A 17,330-nucleotide genomic window follows, 5' to 3' on the forward strand; every position below is an offset into this window, starting at 1 on the left:
ACATTTCACGCTCCTGGTTATGGATTACCTGCATGCCCTCGTCTCGCCGCTACCTGCTTCTCAGTCTTGCCGTTGTGTTGGCGATCGGTCTTGTCGCGATGTGGCAGCGCAGTACGACGCCGAAGATTCCCGAGGCTATCAAGCGCGGTTACAGCGAAGCCCTGGAACAAGCGCGCAATGGCCAGCCCGGCGCCGCGCGGATGTTGTATCAGCAATTGGGACGTCCGGACCTGTCGCCCAAGCGTCGGGTATGGCTGCACGCCGAACTGCCCAATTACCCCAGCCCGCAAGCCCTGAAACTGGCACAGGCGGACCTGCAAAGCGAAGCGCCAGATGTGCGGCGAGCCGCCATCGGCAGTATCGTCGGACTGGTGCCGAACGCCCATCGCAGCCTGTTGCTCGGCCCGCTGCTGGATGACAACGAGCCAGACGTTCGATTCGCCGCCGTGGATGCGCTGCTGGGGTCTTCACCGGATGAACTGGGCCTGTATTTCGCAGCGATGCAGATCGCTGTCGATACCTGGAAGCAAGTGTTGAACGACGGGCCACCGACTACCGAATCGCTCTATCAACTCGCCCGCCTGTATTTGCACAGCGCCGAGCTGAAAAAAGCCCAGCAGGCACTTGAACAGGCGCTGCGCCTGCAACCGGACAACCTGCCGGCGCTGGTCATGCAGGTCGACGTGCTGGACAAACAAGGCCAGGGGGAAGCCGCACGAAAATTGCTCGCCCGCCAGTTGCAAACCCAGCCGGCATCAGCTTATCTGCAACATGCACTGGGCATGTGGCTGCTGCAACACGGCCAGAGCGAATACGCGGTGCTCGGCCTGGCAAAAGCCGTGGAGCTGGAGCCTGAGAACAGGCATTACCGTTATGACTTGGCAACCACGTTGCACGCCGAGCAGGAAGTGGAAGCCGCGCAGAAACAGTTGCAGGAAATCGTTCAGCGCTACCCCGCCGACCGCAAGGCACGTGTGCTGCTGATCAACTATTGGAAGGAGACCGGACAGTTGCAGAATGTCCAGATCCTGCTGGCCCAACTGGAACAACTGAACCCCGATGACCCGGCGCTGCAACAAGGTCTCTAGGCCAATCGACGCGAGCCGAAAGTTGTGCAGCAATGCGCGTTTTGTCAAAGGAAGCGGAACCGCTACCACTGCCAGAGGTCAAGTGTTCAGGCAGTTCATCTCAGGCGATACCCCGTCAACTGCCCACTCCCCTAGTCATGAGAGGGTTATTTTTGATTACATCAAACGAGTCGATCAGCACCAAAGCCGCCATCGGTATCGAGGGACTGGACGATATTCTTTCCGGTGGTTTGTCCCGAGGACACGTGTTCCTCCTGGAGGGAGAGCCGGGCACCGGTAAAACTACGGTTGCCTTGCATTTCCTGATGGCCGGCGCCCAGGCCGGCGAACGCTCGTTGTACATCACCCTATCGGAGACCGAGCATGAACTGCGCCAGGGCGCAGCCTCCCACGGGTGGACGCTGGATAAAAACATTCATATTTTCGAACTGACCCCGCCCGAGAGCCTGCTCAACGCCGATCAGCAGCAGAGCCTGCTGTATTCGTCAGATCTGGAGTTGGGCGAAGCGACCCGACAAATCTTCGAAGTGGTGGAGCGCATCAAGCCGACCCGGGTCGTGCTGGACAGCCTTTCGGAGATCCGCCTGCTGGCGCAAAGCTCCCTGCGTTATCGTCGCCAGATTCTCGCGATTAAACACTATTTCGTGCGTTATGACGCTACCGTCCTGCTCCTTGATGACCTCACCACCGAGTCCCTGGACAAGACCGTGCACAGCGTGGCGCACGGCGTCATCCGCCTCGAGGAATTGACCCCCAACTACGGTGCCGAACGGCGGCGGCTGCGGGTGGTCAAGTATCGCGGGCAGAAATACCGTGGCGGCTACCACGACTTCACCATCATGAGCGACGGCTTGCACGTCTTCCCTCGTCTGGTGGCCGCCGAGCATCGCGGCCAGTACCAGCGCCAGCAGCTGTCGAGCGGCATCAGCGAAATGGATGCCCTGTTGGGCGGTGGCATCGAGACCGGCTCAAGCACCCTGATCCTCGGTCCGGCCGGTACCGGCAAGTCGCTGATCTCGTTGATCTTTGCTGCTGCTGCCGTGCTGCGCGGAGAAAAAGCCGCGCTGTTCATCTTCGACGAAGAACTGGGCTTGCTGTTCGAGCGCATGAAAAATATCGGCATCGATCTGCACGAACTGCAAAAAACCGGCAATCTGCTGATCGAACAGGTCGATGCCGCAGAGCTGTCTCCGGGCGAGTTTTCCCATCGCGTGCGCCGTTGCGTCAGTGACGCAAATATCAAGACCGTAGTCATCGACAGCATCAACGGCTACCAGGCCGCCATGCCGGAAGAAAACGCCCTGGTCCTCCATATGCATGAGCTGTTGCTCTACCTCAATCGCAAAGGCGCGGCGACCTTCATGACCGTCGCGCAACACGGTCTGGTCGGCGACATGCAGGCACCGGTGGACATCACCTACCTGGCCGATACCGTAATCCTGCTGCGTTACTTCGAAGCGCTGGGCAAGGTTCGCCGGGCGGTTTCCGTTATCAAGAAACGCACTGGCGCCCACGAGTCGACCATCCGTGAATATCGCATCAGCACGCAGGGCATGACCATCGGTCAGCCGCTGGAGGCATTCCAGGGGGTATTGCGCGGCGTACCGACCTATATGGGCGCGGATAACCCGCTTCTCGGGGATGAAGCCCCGTGATGTCGGCAGAGCCACTGTCCGAGCGGGCGCTGATTCTTGCGCCGCTGGGACGGGACAGCCAGATCGCCCTCATGATTCTCAAGGAAGCCGGTTTCAACGGCCTCGTTTGCAGTCACCTGGGTCATTTGTGCGAAGAATTGGGGAAAGGCGCGGGCCTTTTGGTGATTTCATCGGAAGCCTTGGTCGGGCCGGATCTGGAAACCCTGTTCCAGCACATCGAACAGCAACCGGCCTGGTCCGACCTGCCCATCGTCCTGCTGACTCATCACGGTGGCCCCGAGCACAACCCGGTTGCTCGCATCGGCGCACAACTGGGCAACGTGACGTTCCTGGAGCGTCCGTTCCACCCGGTGACGCTCGTCAGCCTGGTGACCACCGCACTGCGTGGACGCCGAAGGCAATATGACGCACGGGACCGCCTGATTGATCTCAGCGATAGCGAGTTGCGCCTGCAAACCACCCTCGAAACCCTTGAGCAACAGGTCGAGGAGCGCACCGCCCAGCTGCGCCATAACGAAGAAGCCCTGCGCCAATCGCAGAAAATGGAAGCGGTCGGCCAGTTGACCGGCGGCATCGCCCATGACTTCAACAACATGCTTACCGGCATTATCGGCAGTCTCGAACTGCTGCGCCGACGCCTGGCCCGCGGCCGTACCGAAGACCTCGACAGTCTGATCGACCTGGGAGTGACGTCGGCTAATCGGGCGGCAGGCCTGACGCATCGGTTGCTGGCCTTCTCGCGCCGGCAATCGCTGGACTCCAAGGCCGTGCAAATGAACACCCTGGTATTGTCCATGGGCGAGTTGCTGCAACGCAGCCTCAACGAGAGCATCCGCCTGGAGATGCAACTGGACGAGCAGCTCTGGATCGCCGAAGCCGACCCCAACCAACTGGAGAGCGCCCTGCTCAACCTGGTGCTCAACGCCCGCGATGCAATGCCGGGTGGCGGCAAACTGGTGGTGCAGACCTTCAATCAATACCTGGACACCGGCTTCACCGGCGCCTACACCAACCTGGAGCCCGGCGACTACGTGGTGCTGAGCGTGCAAGACAGTGGTTGCGGGATGCCGGAAGCGGTGATCAACCGAGCGTTCGACCCGTTCTTCACCACCAAACCCATCGGCCAGGGCACGGGCCTGGGTCTCTCGATGATTTATGGATTCAGTAAGCAGTCGCGGGGCCATGTGACCATCGACAGCGAGGTCGGCAAAGGCACCACGGTGAACCTTTACCTGCCGCGTTTCGCGGGCGAAGAAATACACGAACCGTCAGCCGTCGCCCAACAGGCGCCTTATGCACAGGATGGCGAGACTGTGCTGATCGTTGAAGATGATCCAGCGGTGCGGGTATTGGTCTGTGCGGTGCTGGGCGAGTTGGGCTACGCCTTCGTCGAGGCCGCCGATGCCAATAGCGCGATGCCGATCCTACAATCGATCCAGCGCATCGACCTGCTGATCAGCGACGTAGGCCTTCCCGGCATGAACGGGCGGCAACTGGCGGAAATCGGCCGGCAGATCCGCCCGGATCTCAAGGTACTGTTCATCACCGGCTACGCCGAACACGCCGCAGTGCGCGGCGGTTTCCTGGACCCTGGCATGCAGATGATCACCAAGCCGTTCACGTTTGATCTGTTGACGGCGAAGGTGCGGGAGATGATCAAGGTTTGACTGGGACGCCTCGGCTGACACAAGCCAGCTCCCCAGTCATACAAAAGCTACGACAACATCCGCTGCATGATTTTCTGCAACACATCCAAGTCAAACGGCTTGTCCAGGATCGGCGCCTTGCGGGTAATGGGGCTGTCCGTCTCGCGCACTTCCTGGGCGTAACCGCTGATGAAGATGACCTTCAAGTCCGGACGCAACCTCACCGCGGGCTCGGCGATCTGCACGCCGGAAATGCCGCCGGGCAGGCGGAAGTCAGTAATCATCATGTCCAGATGGGGCTTGCTCGCGAGGATCTCGAACGCCTGCTCACCATTTTCAGCCTGCAGCACGCGATAGCCTTCGCCGGACAGGTAAGCCGACAGCACCATCAGGATCGAGGGGTCATCCTCGACGATCAGAACAACGTCTTGCGCATCTTCACTCATGAGAAGCCTTTGTTGGATCAATAGCTGCTGATACGACCCTGGGGTCACTCAGAGGTTGCGTCCGTTCGCCAGTTTTCTGAAAAGGCAGACAAACGCGAAACAACGCCCCTTCGTTGAGGCGGCTATCGACCGTGATGCTGCCGCCATGGGCGGTAACAATCTGTTCGGAGATGAACAAGCCCAACCCAAGGCCCGCCGTAGCGGCCTTGGAGGAAACCCGTTCGAACTGCTGGAAGATGCGCTTCTGATTCTCTTCGCTGATGCCGATGCCCTGGTCCTGGACCTCGACGCAAGCATGGTCGGGCGTCTTATAGACACGCACGTCAATCGGACTCTTGCTGCCATAGCGCAGGGCATTCGTCAGCAGATTCGACACCACCTGCTCGATGCGGAACTCATCCCACTGCCCTTCTACCGAGGGTTCGGCCGTGCAGCTCAGTGTGCATTCGGCAGCGGCGATCTGCGGCTGGAAGTTGCGGACCAGGTTTTGCACCAGTGCCGTCAAGTTGAAGCGGGTCGGACGAATGGACAGCTTGCCGGTTCGAATGCGAGAGACGTCCAGCATGTCCTCGATCAAGCGGATCAGGCTTTTGATCTGGCGTTCATCGCGCTCCACCATCGCCTTCACCTTATCCAAGGTGAAGGCCGCGGCGTTGTCCCGCGCCAGGTGCATCTTGCGCAGCTGCGTTTCGAGGATCAGGCCATTGAGCGGCGTACGCACCTCATGAGCGACGATCGACATGAAGTCGTCACGCATGCGCACCGCCTGCTCAAGCTCGCTGCGGGTGGCTTGCAACTCCTCGAGCAACTGCTCCTGCTCCCGACGGCTCTGCTCGAGGGCAATCACTTGCTCCTTCATTGCCTTGCGCTGGCGATAGAGCTCGACGAACACGTTGACCTTGCTTTTGACCGCGTGGGTGTCCAGCGGCTTGTGCAAGAAATCCACCGCGCCACTTTCATAACCGGTGAACGCGTAGTTGCGCTCGCGGCCGGCGGCGCTGACGAAAATAATGGGAATGCTGCGGGTCTTTTCCGTGCCGCGCATCAGTTCGGCCAGTTCGAACCCGTTCATGCCCGGCATCTGCACATCGATGATTGCCAAGGCAAAGTCATGCTGCAAAAGCAGGGACAGCGCTTCATCGGCCGACAACGCCTTGAAGACTTGGCGGTCGTCGCGCTTGATCAGCGCTTCCAGGGCCAACAGATTCTCAGGCAGATCGTCGACGATCAGCAGTTTGGCTTGAATATCTCTTGGCATGTGGTTCATTCCAGCCCGGCCAGTAACTGGCCGATGCCTTGCAAAGTTAGGATGTGGTCGGGCTCATGCAAGCTGAGCGCCGCTTCGGGCATGGTGCAAACCTGCGCCTCCTCCGGGTCCTGAACAATCGTAAGGCCGCCCTGCGCCTTGACCTTGGCCAGGCCGCGGGCCCCGTCGCTGTTCGCGCCGGTCAGCACCACCGCCAGCAGGTCGGGACCGTAGACATCGGCCGCCGACTCGAACAACACATCGATTGACGGTCGCGAATGGTGCACCGGGGCCTCCAGGCTCAACGACAGGCTGCGGTCAGCTTCGACCGACAAATGGTAACCAGGCGTCGCGACATACAAGGTTCCCGGGCTGATGTCCTGCTTGTCCTGGGCTTCCTCCACCGGTACCGCAAGGCGGTGGCGGAATACCTGGGCCAGCTGGCTATTGCGCTCGTCGGGCAAATGCAACACCACCAGAATGGGCACGCGAAAGCCCCTGCGCAGCGGGCTGAAGATTTTGAGCAGCGCTTCGACGCCTCCGGCGGATGCGCCGACGACGATGGCCTCGATCATGGGCCTGGATCTGTCCGTCACTGGATTCATAACTTGCGATAGATCCGTTCCTGTTTGACCAATGGTTCGAACTGCTTGCCGAACGCCGAAAAGTCGAGTGTTTCCTTGCTCCCCAGTACCAGGAAGCCACGATGGCAGAGGGACTCGTGAAAAAGTCCAAAGGCGCGATCTTGAAGCTTTTTATTGAAATAAATCAATACGTTACGACATGAAATCAACTGCGTTTCGGAAAACACACTGTCCGTCGCAAGGCTGTGATCGGCGAAGGTCACGTTCTGGCGCAGGGTTTTATCGAACATGGCGTAATCGTAGGCCGCCGTGTAGTAATCGGCAAACGAGAGCCGTCCTCCGGCAAGCTGGTAATTCTGGGTGTAGGCCCTGACGTTTTCCAGGGAAAAAATGCCCTGCTTGGCTTTTTCCAAAGAACGCGGATTGATGTCGGTTGCGTAAATGAGCGTGCGGTCCAGCAGGCCCTCTTCGCGCAGCAGGATCGCCATCGAATAGACCTCTTCGCCGGTGCTGCAACCGGCGATCCAGATCTTGATCGACGGGTAGGTCCTGAGCAGCGGAACGACTTCTTCGCGTATCGCCAGGAAATGCGCGGGATCGCGAAACATCTCGCTGACAGGAATCGTCAGCAGTTGCAGCAACTGCATGAACGCGCCCGGATCGTGCAGCACCCGCTCCTGCAAGGCTGAAATAGTCTTGCAGTCGAACTGGCTCAACGCGTGCAGGACCCGGCGCTTGATAGAGGCGCCAGAATAGTCGCGAAAATCGTAGCTGTACTTCAGGTAGATCGCTTCAATCAACAAACGAAGTTCAATGTCTGTATTACGTTCCACTAAATTCTTTCCATATTCGGCAACCACACGCGAATCAGTGAAAACAGGCGATCCAGGTCGATCGGCTTGGCCAGGTAGTCGTTGGAGCCCGCCGCCAGGCAGCGTTCCTGGTCATCTTTCATGGCCTTGGCTGTCACGGCGATGATCGGCAGTTTGCGCCAGCGTGGATCCTTGCGGATCAGCGCGGTAGCTTCAAAGCCATCCATCTCGGGCATCATCACGTCCATCAGTACCAAGTCGATGTCTTCGACCTCGTTCAGGCGCTCGATCGCCTCGTATCCGTTACGGCCAATGACCACGACCGCTCCTTTGGCCTCCAGGGCGCTGGTCAGGGCGAAAATGTTGCGCACGTCGTCATCCACCAACAACACTTTGCGGCCTTCGAACACCTTGTCGCGGCTGCGGGCAGTCTGGAGCATGCGCTGTCTTTCATGGGACAACCGGGATTCGACTTTGTGCAGAAAGAGTGTGACCTCGTCCAGCAGGCGCTCCGGCGAGCGCGCGCCCTTGATGATGATCGAGCGCGAATATTTGCGCAGCTCGGCTTCTTCATCGCGGGTCAAGTTGCGCCCGGTGTAGACAATCACCGGCGGGAACGAACAGATCTCCTCGCTGGACATGCGCTTGAGCAGGTCGTTGCCGAGCATGTCCGGCAACTTGAGGTCGATGATCATGCAGTCGTAGACATTGGTGCGCAGCAGTTCCAGGGCTTGCTGCGCCAGGCCGACGGCGGTGATTTCGATGTCATCGTCGCCGATCAGGCGGGTAATGCTGTCGCGCTGCAGATCATCGTCTTCCACCAGCAGCACCCGCTTGACCTTCTGGGTCAGCTTGGCTTCCAGGCGGGCGAAAACATCCTTGAGTTCCTCCCGGGTCGTCGGCTTGACGGCGTAACCGATGGCGCCCATGTGCATCGCCGCTTCGACGCGGTCTTCGACGGAGATGATGTGCACCGGAATGTGCCGGGTCTGGGCTTGTTCCTTGAGGCGCTGCAACACGGTCAACCCGGAGTGATCCGGCAGGCGCATGTCCAACAGGATCGCGTCGGGACTCAGTTGCAGGGCCAGGTCAAATCCCTCGTCGGCGCCATGGGCCACCAGGCATTGGTAACCGAGCTCGTGGGCGAGGTCGAACAGGATCCGGGCGAACTTGGGTTCGTCTTCAATGACCAGGATGCAGCGGGTCGCGAAAGGCGCCTTGTCGCGGTCGTCCGCGAATTGCGGGACTGGCGGGTCCACTTCAGCGACCAAGGACAGCGGTGTCGGCACATGGGCTGGCGCTGGCGCGGTTGTTGCCGGGGCGAACATCCTTGGCTCCACGGGCTCCTCGCCGGGCTCGATATAACGCTCGGGCAATACCAGAGTGAATACGCTGCCCTTCCCCGGCTCGCTGACAACCGAGATCGAACCGCCAAGCAAGGCAGCCAGGTCCCGGGAAATCGACAGGCCCAACCCGGTGCCGCCATAGCGGCGATTGGTGGTGCCATCAGCCTGGCGGAACGCCTCGAAAATACTCTGCTGCTGATCGGGCGCAATGCCTATTCCCGAATCACGCACCATGAACGCGATACCCGAACCCGGCTGGCCGGTCACCGAAAGCATGACAGAGCCCTGCTCGGTGAACTTCACCGCGTTGGACAGCAGGTTCTTGAGCACTTGCTCAAGACGCTGGCGATCGGTGTACAGCATCGCCGGCGCGTCCGGCATTATCTGCACTTCAAACGCCAGGCCTTTTTCAGCCGTCAGCGGCTTGAACATAGCCTGGAGCCCTTCCACCAGGCGCGGCACGCTGGTATTTTCCGGGCGCACTTCGAGTTTTCCGGCCTCGACCTTGGAAATGTCGAGGATGTCGTTGATCAGGTTCAGCAAATCATTGCCCGCGGAATAGATCGATTCGGCGAACTTGACCTGTTCCTCGCTGAGGTTGTTGTGCGGGTTCTCCGCCAGCAGTTTGGAGAGGATCAGCGAACTGTTGAGCGGCGTGCGCAGCTCATGGGACATATTGGCCAGGAACTCGGATTTGTATTTGCTCGAACGCTGCAGCTCTTCGGCACGCTCCTGCAACTGGATCTGCGCCAGGTTCAGCTCGCTGTTTTTCTGGTCCATGGCGTCGCGCTGTTCGGCCAGTTGCTCATTGGTCTGCTCCAGTTCCTGTTGCTGGGCTTCCAGGTGAGCCTGGGATTCCTTGAGGATCCGTGACTGTTCTTCCAGCTCCTCGTTGGCGGTCTTGAGCTCTTCCTGCTGCACTTGCAGCTCTTCGTTCAGTTGCTGCGTCTCAGCCAGTACTTCCTGCAGGCGCTGGCGATAACGGGCTGCCTCGATGGACGTGCCAATGTTGCCGGCAATCAATTCCAGCAGTTCAAGATCGCGCTCGGTCAGTGGCCGCAGGAAACCCAGCTCAATGACCCCGTTGATCCGGTCGTCGTCACGGGTTGGCACCACCAATACGCAGTTGGGCAAACCTTGGCCAAGCCCCGAGCTGATCTTGAGATAATCGCGTGGCACGTCGTCCAGGCGGATCAAGCGTCCTTGCTGCACGGCCTGCCCGACGATGCCTTCGCCGTGGAGGATCATTTGCTCCTGCTCGTCGTCCTCCCGGGACATGCCATAAGTGGCAATGCGCTTGAGGACGCCATTTTCTTCCCGCGCATAAAGCGCGGCGACTACGGTTCCCAGGTACTGGGCACAGAACTGCAGGATATTGCGCCCCAACAGACTCAAGGTCAGTTGTCCCAGGACCTGCTCGGCCAACTGCGTCTGCCCATTGCGCAACCAGGCCTGCTTCTCCAGGCGCAAGGCACTTTGCTGCTGGACTTTCAGGCTGGCGCTGTAGTTGCCGGACAACGTCAGCAGGTCGCGGCGACCGACATAGGCCAGCAGCCCGCTGACAGCGGCGACAAACAGCAGATACAGGGCAATGCTCCAGACCGTGGTGGTGCGCACCTCGTCGTTGCGCTCGGCGCGCAGTTGCTGCTCGGTTTCGACGACGTCCTCGAACGTCTTGCGTATCTCGTCGGTCAACCGCTTGCCACGCCCAGCCTTGAGCGCACCCCGGTAATCGCCACTGCTGCGCTGCAGATCGATCATGCTCTGCGCGTAATTGGCCCACTCTACTTGCAGCGCCTGGATCCGGTGCAAACGATCAGTTTGCACCGGGTTATCGGCTGTCAGTTCCAACAATGTATCCAGCGCCACCGCGATCCGTGGCTTGGCAACTTCATAAGGGTCGAGAAAATGCTCGTCGCCGCTCAACAGGTAGCCGCGCATGCCCGTTTCCAGGTCAACGCTCAACTTCAGCGCTTCATTGGCGTTATTGATCACCCGATCGGTGTGGCCGACCCACTGGATTACCGACAGCAGGTAAGTGATCAGCACAATGAAAAACACCGCGCTGAGGGCGCCCATGCCTAAAGGCAGGCTGATATTGCGGGCCAGGAGCTTGCGAAAACTTTGCTCGTCAACCGAAGACGAAGGGGTCATGGAAAAAAGGCCTTGGTGGACAGTTGAAAGTCATGGAGTGTGCCCAAAAAGCTGGGCTGGATCCACATTTCTGACAATTCAAGGACGCAAATCCCATGGCGATACACCGGGGGTTGTAAGGATGCGACTATCCTTGTCAGCTCTTGTACTATAGATCCTTTCTTGTACAGGTTCGGGAACTTGTGCCGCCTCGAAACTTACTCATGCATACGGCCGGTTCGTTGCTGGCCCCTCCTGATCCCATCCTCCGAGAAGTCTATTATGTCCGTCCCCACTTCTGACACCCCCTCCACCATCCTGGTAGTCGAAGACGACAGCATCGTGCGCATGCTGATTGTCGATGTGCTGGAAGAACTGGAATACAAGGTGCTGGAGGCGGATGGCTGCGAACAGGCGTTGGCTTTTCTGCGCAACGACACGCAGCCCATCGCCCTTATGATGACCGACGTCGGCCTGCCGATCATGGACGGTCGCGAGTTGGCGAAACAGGCTCGCGGTGTACGGCCGGGGTTGCCGATCCTGTTCGCCAGCGGTTATGCCGAAAGCATTGACGTGCCCGAAGGCATGAACGTAATCGGCAAGCCCTTCTCCATCGACCAGTTGCGCGACAAGGTCAAAAAGATTCTTTCTTGAGCCCGGGCGCATTCTTGGTCACTATCGGCGCCCCGCGCGCCGACTGCGCCTGATCCGCAACAAGGAATGCCCGTCATGTTCCACCCCATCGCCACCAAGGTCCTGGTGATCGGCTATGTCTGGCCCGAGCCACGCTCATCGGCGGCCGGCGGGCATGTCATGCAGCTACTGGAAGCGTTTCTCGGCGAAGGCTGGGAGATGACCTTCAGCAGCCCGGCCAAGCCTGGCGAAAACCGCGCCGATCTGCTGGCCTTGGGCATTCGCGAAGTACCGATCGAGCTCAATAACAGCAGCTTCGACGCTTTCATTCAGGAGCTGGCGCCGGACATCGTCCTGTTCGACCAGTTCATGATGGAAGAACAGTTCGGCTGGAGGGTCGAGAAATGCTGCCCCGGCGCCCTGCGTGTCTTGGAAACGTCCGACCTGCAAAGCCTGCGTCACGCCCGGCATCAACGCTTGAAAGATCGCTTGAAGGCCGACGAGTCGTCCCAGGATTTCAGCGACCTCTTCGCCCCGGCGCTGCGCGAGGAATTCGAGCTGATGGCCGACACCGACCTGGCCAAGCGGGAAATCGCCGCCCTGTATCGTTGCGACCTGAACCTGATGGTGTCTGAGGTCGAGATCGAACTGTTGGTGGAACACTTCAAGGTACCCCGTGAATTGTTGCTCTGGTGCCCATTGATGCTGGATCTGCCCGATAAAACCTGTGCGCCGTTCGAAGAACGGGCGCATTTTCTCAGTATTGGCAACTTCCGCCATGCACCGAACTGGGACGCCGTGCTCTGGATGAAAAACGCCGTCTGGCCGCTGATTCGCCAGCGATTGCCCGGCGCGCAGCTGCACCTCTATGGCGCCTACACTCCGCCCAAGGCGGCGGCGCTGCACAATCCGGCGCAGGGATTCCACATCATGAACTGGGCCGAAGATGCCTTGCAGGTCATGTCGGCGGCACGCATCTGCCTGGCGCCATTGCGTTTCGGCGCAGGCATCAAGGGCAAACTGATCGAAGCCATGCTGTGCGGCACGCCCAGCGTCACCACCCCCATCGGCGCCGAGGCCATGCACGGTGGCATGCCCTGGCCCGGGGCAATCGCGCAAACTGCCGAAGACATCGCCAACGCAGCCGTGCAGTTGTACGGCGACCCGACGCGTTGGGCCGCTGCCCAGGAGGCGGGACTGGCCTTGCTCGCGGAGCGTTTTCGCAGGGAGGTCCACGGCCCGGCGTTGATTGACAGCATCAAGGCCTGCCGCGCCGATCTTGCGCGACGACGCCGGGACAACTTCACCGGCAGCATGCTCCGCCATCATCAACACAAGAGCACCCAGTACATGGCCCAGTGGATCGAGGAAAAAAACCGCAACAGTTGATGACGAGCTGCTTCAAGCAACCTGTGACGGGGCTGGAACCTGCCGGGCTTAGGGGGCATTATCAGCGGCGATAACAACAAAAGCGCCAGGCACATGACCCGAACAGCGAGAGTCACCGACCCCTCCTACGAGTTGATGGACGACCACAACGGGCTGTCCATCATCTACCGCCAGCACGGTTTTCCCTGCCCGTTGGTGCGCTGGCATTTCCATAAGGAATACGAGCTGCACCTGATCGTCGCCAGTTCGGGCAAGGTCTTCATCGGCGACTACATCGGCAATTTTTCCCCGCAGTCGCTGTTCCTCACCGGCCCCAACCTGCCCCATAACTGGATCAGCCAGGTGGCCGAGGACGAAGTAGTGCCCAAGCGCGACATGCTGGTGAACTTCACCGATGAGCTGTTCGAAAGCGGTAACCAGGTGTTTGCCGAGCTCAAGACCCTCGCCCCGCTGCTCGAACGTGCCCAGCACGGCATCGAGTTTCGCTGCAAGCGCACCATCCGCCAGGCCATGACCTTGATGCAACGCATCGCCGATGCCCACGGCATGAGCCGGCTGGGCTATTTCTTCATCCTGATGGAGTTGCTGGCGGCCTGCGATGATTACCAATTGCTGTCCGGCGCCACCAGTCCACAGGCGGCGGACGAACACAGCATTGACCGTACCAACCGGGCGGTGGATTACATCTTCGCCCACTACGCCCGGGAACTGTCCCTGGAAGAAGTCGCCGAGCACCTGGGCATGAAACCCACCTATTTCAGCCGCGTCTTCAAGCAAGCCACCGGCCGCTGCTTCATCGAATTCGTCAATCGACTGCGCATCAGCAAATCCTGCGAACTGCTGGCCGACGGCGACAAACCGGTGACCGATGTGTGTTTCGAGTCGGGCTTCAATAATATTTCCAACTTCAACCGACGCTTCCAGCAACTCAAGGGCATGACCCCCTCCCATTACCGGCGGCTGGCGGTGCAGCGGTTGACCGAGCAGAACCAGGGCTGAGATCTTTTCGAGATCCAGTGCAAAATAGTATCAGTAAAAGTGCGACGAATGATTTGTCACGCCGCCCATTGAAGGCTGTAATCAGCGCACATTCTTCCCCTCATCCGGAAGACACAAAAACAATAACTGTCCTTCTGCAGCCCGTGGGCGCGGAAAAGGAGTGCGCGATGAAACCTTCGGTAAAAGCTCTGCTTGTCTCCACCTGCATGACCCTCAGTAGCGTCAGCTTCGGCGCACAGACTCTGACCATTGCCACCGTCAACAACAGCGACATGATCCGCATGCAAAAGCTCTCGAAAACCTTCGAGGCCGAGCACCCGGACATCACGCTGAACTGGGTGGTGCTTGAAGAAAACGTACTGCGTCAACGCCTGACCACCGACATCGCCACCCAGGGCGGACAGTTCGACGTGCTGACCATTGGCATGTACGAAGCTGCACTTTGGGGCGCCAAGGGCTGGCTGGAACCGATGAAGGATTTACCGGCCTCCTACGACCTGGACGACGTCTTCCCTTCCGTGCGCGATGGCTTGTCGGTCAAGGGTTCGCTGTACGCCCTGCCGTTCTACGCTGAGAGCTCGATCACCTATTACCGCACCGACCTGTTCAAGAACGCCGGGCTGACCATGCCCGAACACCCAACCTGGACCCAGATCGGTGAGTTCGCAGGAAAGCTCACCGACAAATCCAAGGAACAATATGGCTTGTGCCTGCGGGGCAAAGCCGGCTGGGGCGAGAACATGGCGCTCATTACCACCCTGGCCAACGGTTTTGGGGCGCGCTGGTTCGATGAGAAGTGGCAGCCCGAATTCAATGGGCCCGAGTGGAAAGATGCACTGAACTTCTACGTTGACAACATGAAGAAATCCGGCCCGCCGGGCGCTTCCAGCAACGGTTTCAATGAAAACCTGGCGCTGTTCAACAGCGGCAAATGCGCGATCTGGGTCGATGCCAGCGTCGCCGGTTCGTTCGTCACCGACAAGACCCAGAGCAAGGTCGCCGACAACGTTGGTTTCACCTTCGCCCCCCACGAGAAAACCGACAAGGGCAGCTCGTGGATGTACTCCTGGTCGCTGGCCATTCCGACCAGCTCCAAAGCCAAGGAAGCGGCCAAGGTCTTCACTACTTGGGCAACGTCCAAGGAGTACGGCCAATTGGTCGCCAAGACCGACGGCATTGCCAACGTACCGCCAGGAACCCGCGCCTCAACCTACAGCGAGGAGTACATGAAGGCCGCGCCGTTTGCCAAGGTGACGCTGGAATCGTTGAAGGTCGCCGACCCGAAGGCTCCAACGCTCAAGCCCGTGCCCTACATCGGCATTCAGTTGGTGACCATTCCCGAATTCCAGGCCATCGGCACCCAAGTGGGCAAATTCTTCTCGGGCGCGCTGACCGGCCAGCAGACCGTGGACCAGGCATTGACCGCAGCGCAGTCCACCACCGAACGGGAAATGAAGCGCGCCGGGTATCCCAAGTAAAGGCTTGTAAACATCCATTTGTGGCGAGGGACTTTGCTCCCTCGCCACAGGGAATGCGTGCATAACGAGTGATCGACATGAATACCTCGACAACGACAGTCAAAGCCCCCATCGAAATAGCCCCGCCGCCGGCACGCAAGGTCCGTGTGGCAAACCCCGGCTGGTTCCTGGTCAGCCCTTCGGTCGCCTTGCTGCTGCTGTGGATGATCGTGCCGCTGGGCATGACCGTCTACTTCTCGATGATCCGCTACAACCTGCTCTACCCCGGCGAAAACCAATTCGTCGGGCTGGAGAACTTCACTTACTTCCTGACCGACTCGGGCTTCATGCCCGGCGCCACCAACACCCTGGTGCTGGTGGGCAGCGTGCTGCTGATCAGTATTGTCCTCGGGGTGTTGATCAGCGCCCTGCTGGAGGCCAGTGAGTTTTTCGGTCGTGGGATCGTGCGGGTGTTGCTGATCTCGCCGTTCTTCATCATGCCAACCGTGGGCGCGCTGATCTGGAAAAACCTGATTTTCCACCCGGTCTCCGGAATCCTCGCCTCGGTCTGGAAACTGTTCGGCGCGCAGCCGGTGGACTGGCTGGCGCATTACCCGCTGCTGTCGATCATTATCATCGTGTCGTGGCAATGGCTGCCCTTCGCGATCCTGATCCTGATGACCGCCATGCAATCCCTCGACCAGGAACAGAAAGAAGCCGCCCGCCTGGACGGTGCCGGCCCGATCGCGATCTTCTGGCACCTGACCCTGCCGCACCTGGCGCGACCGATTGCCGTCGTGCTGATGATCGAGACGATTTTCCTGCTGTCGGTGTTCGCCGAAATCTTCACCACCACCAACGGTGGTCCCGGCTACGCCTCGACCAACCTCGCCTACCTGATCTACAACCAGGCGCTGGTGCAGTTCGACGTCGGCATGGCGTCGGCCGGTGGTTTGATCGCCGTGGTGATCGCCAACATCGCCGCCATCATCCTCGTGCGGATGATCGGCAAAAACCTCACCGACAAGAACTGAGGCCGTCGCCATGACTCTTCAACAATCCCGTCGCCTGCAAAGCCTGCTGCTGGGCACGCTGGCCTGGGCCATCGCGATCCTGATCTTCTTTCCGATCTTCTGGATGGTGCTGACCAGCTTCAAGACCGAAATCGATGCGTTCGCCACCCCGCCGCAGTTCGTCTTCATGCCGACACTGGAGAACTACCTGCACATCAACGAGCGCAGCAACTACTTCAGCTTCGCCTGGAACTCGGTGGTGATTTCTTTCAGCGCCACGGCCCTTTGCCTGTTGATCGCGGTGCCGGCAGCCTACTCCATGGCGTTCTACGAAACCCAGCGCACCAAGGGCACCTTGCTGTGGATGCTCTCCACCAAGATGCTGCCGCCGGTGGGCGTGCTGATGCCGATCTATCTGCTGGCCAAGAGTTTTGGCCTGTTGGACACGCGCATTGCGCTGATCATCATCTACACGCTGATCAACCTGCCGATCGTGGTCTGGATGATTTACACCTACTTCAAGGACATTCCCCGCGACATCCTCGAAGCCGCACGCCTGGATGGCGCCACGCTCTGGCAGGAGATGATCCGCGTGCTGCTGCCGATCGCCAAGGGCGGCTTGGCGTCGACCGTGTTGTTGTCGTTGATCCTGTGCTGGAACGAGGCGTTCTGGTCGCTGAACCTCACCTCATCCAAAGCTGCGCCACTGACGGCGCTGATCGCCTCTTACTCCAGTCCTGAAGGTTTGTTCTGGGCCAAATTGTCGGCCGTCTCGACCCTGGCCTGCGCGCCGATCCTGATTTTTGGCTGGATCAGCCAGAAACAGCTGGTGCGCGGTTTGTCCTTCGGCGCTGTGAAGTAACGCGCCCACCCAGTTATCAGA

Annotated in this window: 14 protein-coding genes; 9 read left to right on the top strand and 5 right to left on the bottom strand. The window is 59.6% G+C overall.

The annotated features are described in order from the left end of the window. Positions 1-32 precede the first annotated feature (32 nt). From J3P95_RS13305 to J3P95_RS13315, 3 genes are all read left to right on the top strand, one after another. Positions 33-1,088, top strand: a complete 1,056-nt coding sequence (locus tag J3P95_RS13305) for a tetratricopeptide repeat protein (RefSeq protein ID WP_434581025.1) — start codon at positions 33-35, stop codon at positions 1,086-1,088. A 137-nt stretch (positions 1,089-1,225) separates the two neighbouring features. Further along, positions 1,226-2,743, top strand: coding sequence for an ATPase domain-containing protein (locus J3P95_RS13310; protein ID WP_434557306.1), 1,518 nt, complete (start codon positions 1,226-1,228; stop codon positions 2,741-2,743). Further along, positions 2,743-4,410 carry a response regulator gene (locus tag J3P95_RS13315; protein ID WP_434581024.1) on the top strand — a complete coding sequence of 556 codons (1,668 nt, stop codon included), beginning with the start codon at positions 2,743-2,745 and terminating at the stop codon, positions 4,408-4,410. Before J3P95_RS13310 ends, J3P95_RS13315 begins: the two co-directional genes overlap by 1 nt. A gap of 47 nt (positions 4,411-4,457) precedes the next feature. Here the strand turns inward: J3P95_RS13315 and J3P95_RS13320 are convergent, their stop codons facing one another. The 5 genes from J3P95_RS13320 to J3P95_RS13340 are packed head-to-tail and all read right to left on the bottom strand — an operon-like array spanning position 4,458 to position 10,977. Continuing rightward, positions 4,458-4,835 carry a response regulator gene (locus J3P95_RS13320; RefSeq protein ID WP_186610250.1) on the bottom strand — a complete coding sequence of 126 codons (378 nt, stop codon included), beginning with the start codon at positions 4,833-4,835 and terminating at the stop codon, positions 4,458-4,460. Then, the gene (locus J3P95_RS13325; RefSeq protein ID WP_434557308.1) at positions 4,828-6,093 is read right to left on the bottom strand and encodes a hybrid sensor histidine kinase/response regulator; all 1,266 of its coding nucleotides are present in this window, start codon (positions 6,091-6,093) and stop codon (positions 4,828-4,830) included. Before J3P95_RS13325 ends, J3P95_RS13320 begins: the two co-directional genes overlap by 8 nt. 5 nt (positions 6,094-6,098) lie before the next feature. Beyond that, on the bottom strand, positions 6,099-6,686 hold the full coding sequence (locus J3P95_RS13330) for a chemotaxis protein CheB (protein WP_434581022.1): 588 nt from the start codon (positions 6,684-6,686) through the stop codon (positions 6,099-6,101). After that, a complete protein-coding gene (locus tag J3P95_RS13335; RefSeq protein WP_434557310.1) occupies positions 6,683-7,498 on the bottom strand; it encodes a CheR family methyltransferase in 816 nt (271 codons plus the stop codon). The genes J3P95_RS13330 and J3P95_RS13335 overlap by 4 nt, the downstream gene beginning before the upstream one ends. Continuing rightward, positions 7,498-10,977, bottom strand: coding sequence for a response regulator (locus J3P95_RS13340; RefSeq protein ID WP_434581021.1), 3,480 nt, complete (start codon positions 10,975-10,977; stop codon positions 7,498-7,500). The genes J3P95_RS13335 and J3P95_RS13340 overlap by 1 nt, the downstream gene beginning before the upstream one ends. 327 nt (positions 10,978-11,304) lie before the next feature. Here J3P95_RS13340 and J3P95_RS13345 point away from each other — a divergent pair, with 327 nt between their 5' ends. The 6 genes from J3P95_RS13345 to J3P95_RS13370 all read left to right on the top strand — a co-directional run bounded on the left by J3P95_RS13345 (position 11,305) and on the right by J3P95_RS13370 (position 17,309). Continuing rightward, positions 11,305-11,610: a response regulator gene (locus tag J3P95_RS13345; protein WP_434581210.1), complete on the top strand. Its 306-nt coding sequence runs from the start codon at positions 11,305-11,307 to the stop codon at positions 11,608-11,610. A gap of 75 nt (positions 11,611-11,685) precedes the next feature. Continuing rightward, the gene (locus J3P95_RS13350; protein WP_434581019.1) at positions 11,686-12,978 is read left to right on the top strand and encodes a glycosyltransferase; all 1,293 of its coding nucleotides are present in this window, start codon (positions 11,686-11,688) and stop codon (positions 12,976-12,978) included. Between the two features lie 93 nt (positions 12,979-13,071). Further along, positions 13,072-13,977: an AraC family transcriptional regulator gene (locus J3P95_RS13355; RefSeq protein ID WP_434557314.1), complete on the top strand. Its 906-nt coding sequence runs from the start codon at positions 13,072-13,074 to the stop codon at positions 13,975-13,977. Positions 13,978-14,144: 167 nt separating this feature from the next. Beyond that, positions 14,145-15,455, top strand: coding sequence for an ABC transporter substrate-binding protein (locus J3P95_RS13360; protein ID WP_434557315.1), 1,311 nt, complete (start codon positions 14,145-14,147; stop codon positions 15,453-15,455). 77 nt (positions 15,456-15,532) lie between these two features. Then, positions 15,533-16,468 carry a carbohydrate ABC transporter permease gene (locus J3P95_RS13365; RefSeq protein WP_434557316.1) on the top strand — a complete coding sequence of 312 codons (936 nt, stop codon included), beginning with the start codon at positions 15,533-15,535 and terminating at the stop codon, positions 16,466-16,468. Positions 16,469-16,478: 10 nt separating this feature from the next. Continuing rightward, the gene (locus tag J3P95_RS13370; RefSeq protein WP_434557317.1) at positions 16,479-17,309 is read left to right on the top strand and encodes a carbohydrate ABC transporter permease; all 831 of its coding nucleotides are present in this window, start codon (positions 16,479-16,481) and stop codon (positions 17,307-17,309) included. The last annotated feature ends 21 nt before the right edge of the window (positions 17,310-17,330 follow it).

It is taken from the genome of Pseudomonas sp. Z5-35, from assembly GCF_051131945.1.
GTDB lineage: Bacteria > Pseudomonadota > Gammaproteobacteria > Pseudomonadales > Pseudomonadaceae > Aquipseudomonas > Aquipseudomonas marvdashtae.

Bases quoted from the DNA above. Each gene is read 5' to 3' on its own strand.
- J3P95_RS13305 (WP_434581025.1), top strand. From the start codon at position 33: ATGCCCTCGTCTCGCCGCTACCTGCTTCTCAGTCTTGCCGTTGTGTTG.
- J3P95_RS13310 (WP_434557306.1), top strand. From the start codon at position 1,226: ATGAGAGGGTTATTTTTGATTACATCAAACGAGTCGATCAGCACCAAA.
- J3P95_RS13315 (WP_434581024.1), top strand. From the start codon at position 2,743: ATGTCGGCAGAGCCACTGTCCGAGCGGGCGCTGATTCTTGCGCCGCTG.
- J3P95_RS13320 (WP_186610250.1), bottom strand. From the start codon at position 4,835: ATGAGTGAAGATGCGCAAGACGTTGTTCTGATCGTCGAGGATGACCCC.
- J3P95_RS13325 (WP_434557308.1), bottom strand. From the start codon at position 6,093: ATGCCAAGAGATATTCAAGCCAAACTGCTGATCGTCGACGATCTGCCT.
- J3P95_RS13330 (WP_434581022.1), bottom strand. From the start codon at position 6,686: ATGAATCCAGTGACGGACAGATCCAGGCCCATGATCGAGGCCATCGTC.
- J3P95_RS13340 (WP_434581021.1), bottom strand. From the start codon at position 10,977: ATGACCCCTTCGTCTTCGGTTGACGAGCAAAGTTTTCGCAAGCTCCTG.
- J3P95_RS13345 (WP_434581210.1), top strand. From the start codon at position 11,305: ATGCTGATTGTCGATGTGCTGGAAGAACTGGAATACAAGGTGCTGGAG.
- J3P95_RS13350 (WP_434581019.1), top strand. From the start codon at position 11,686: ATGTTCCACCCCATCGCCACCAAGGTCCTGGTGATCGGCTATGTCTGG.
- J3P95_RS13355 (WP_434557314.1), top strand. From the start codon at position 13,072: ATGACCCGAACAGCGAGAGTCACCGACCCCTCCTACGAGTTGATGGAC.
- J3P95_RS13360 (WP_434557315.1), top strand. From the start codon at position 14,145: ATGAAACCTTCGGTAAAAGCTCTGCTTGTCTCCACCTGCATGACCCTC.
- J3P95_RS13365 (WP_434557316.1), top strand. From the start codon at position 15,533: ATGAATACCTCGACAACGACAGTCAAAGCCCCCATCGAAATAGCCCCG.
- J3P95_RS13370 (WP_434557317.1), top strand. From the start codon at position 16,479: ATGACTCTTCAACAATCCCGTCGCCTGCAAAGCCTGCTGCTGGGCACG.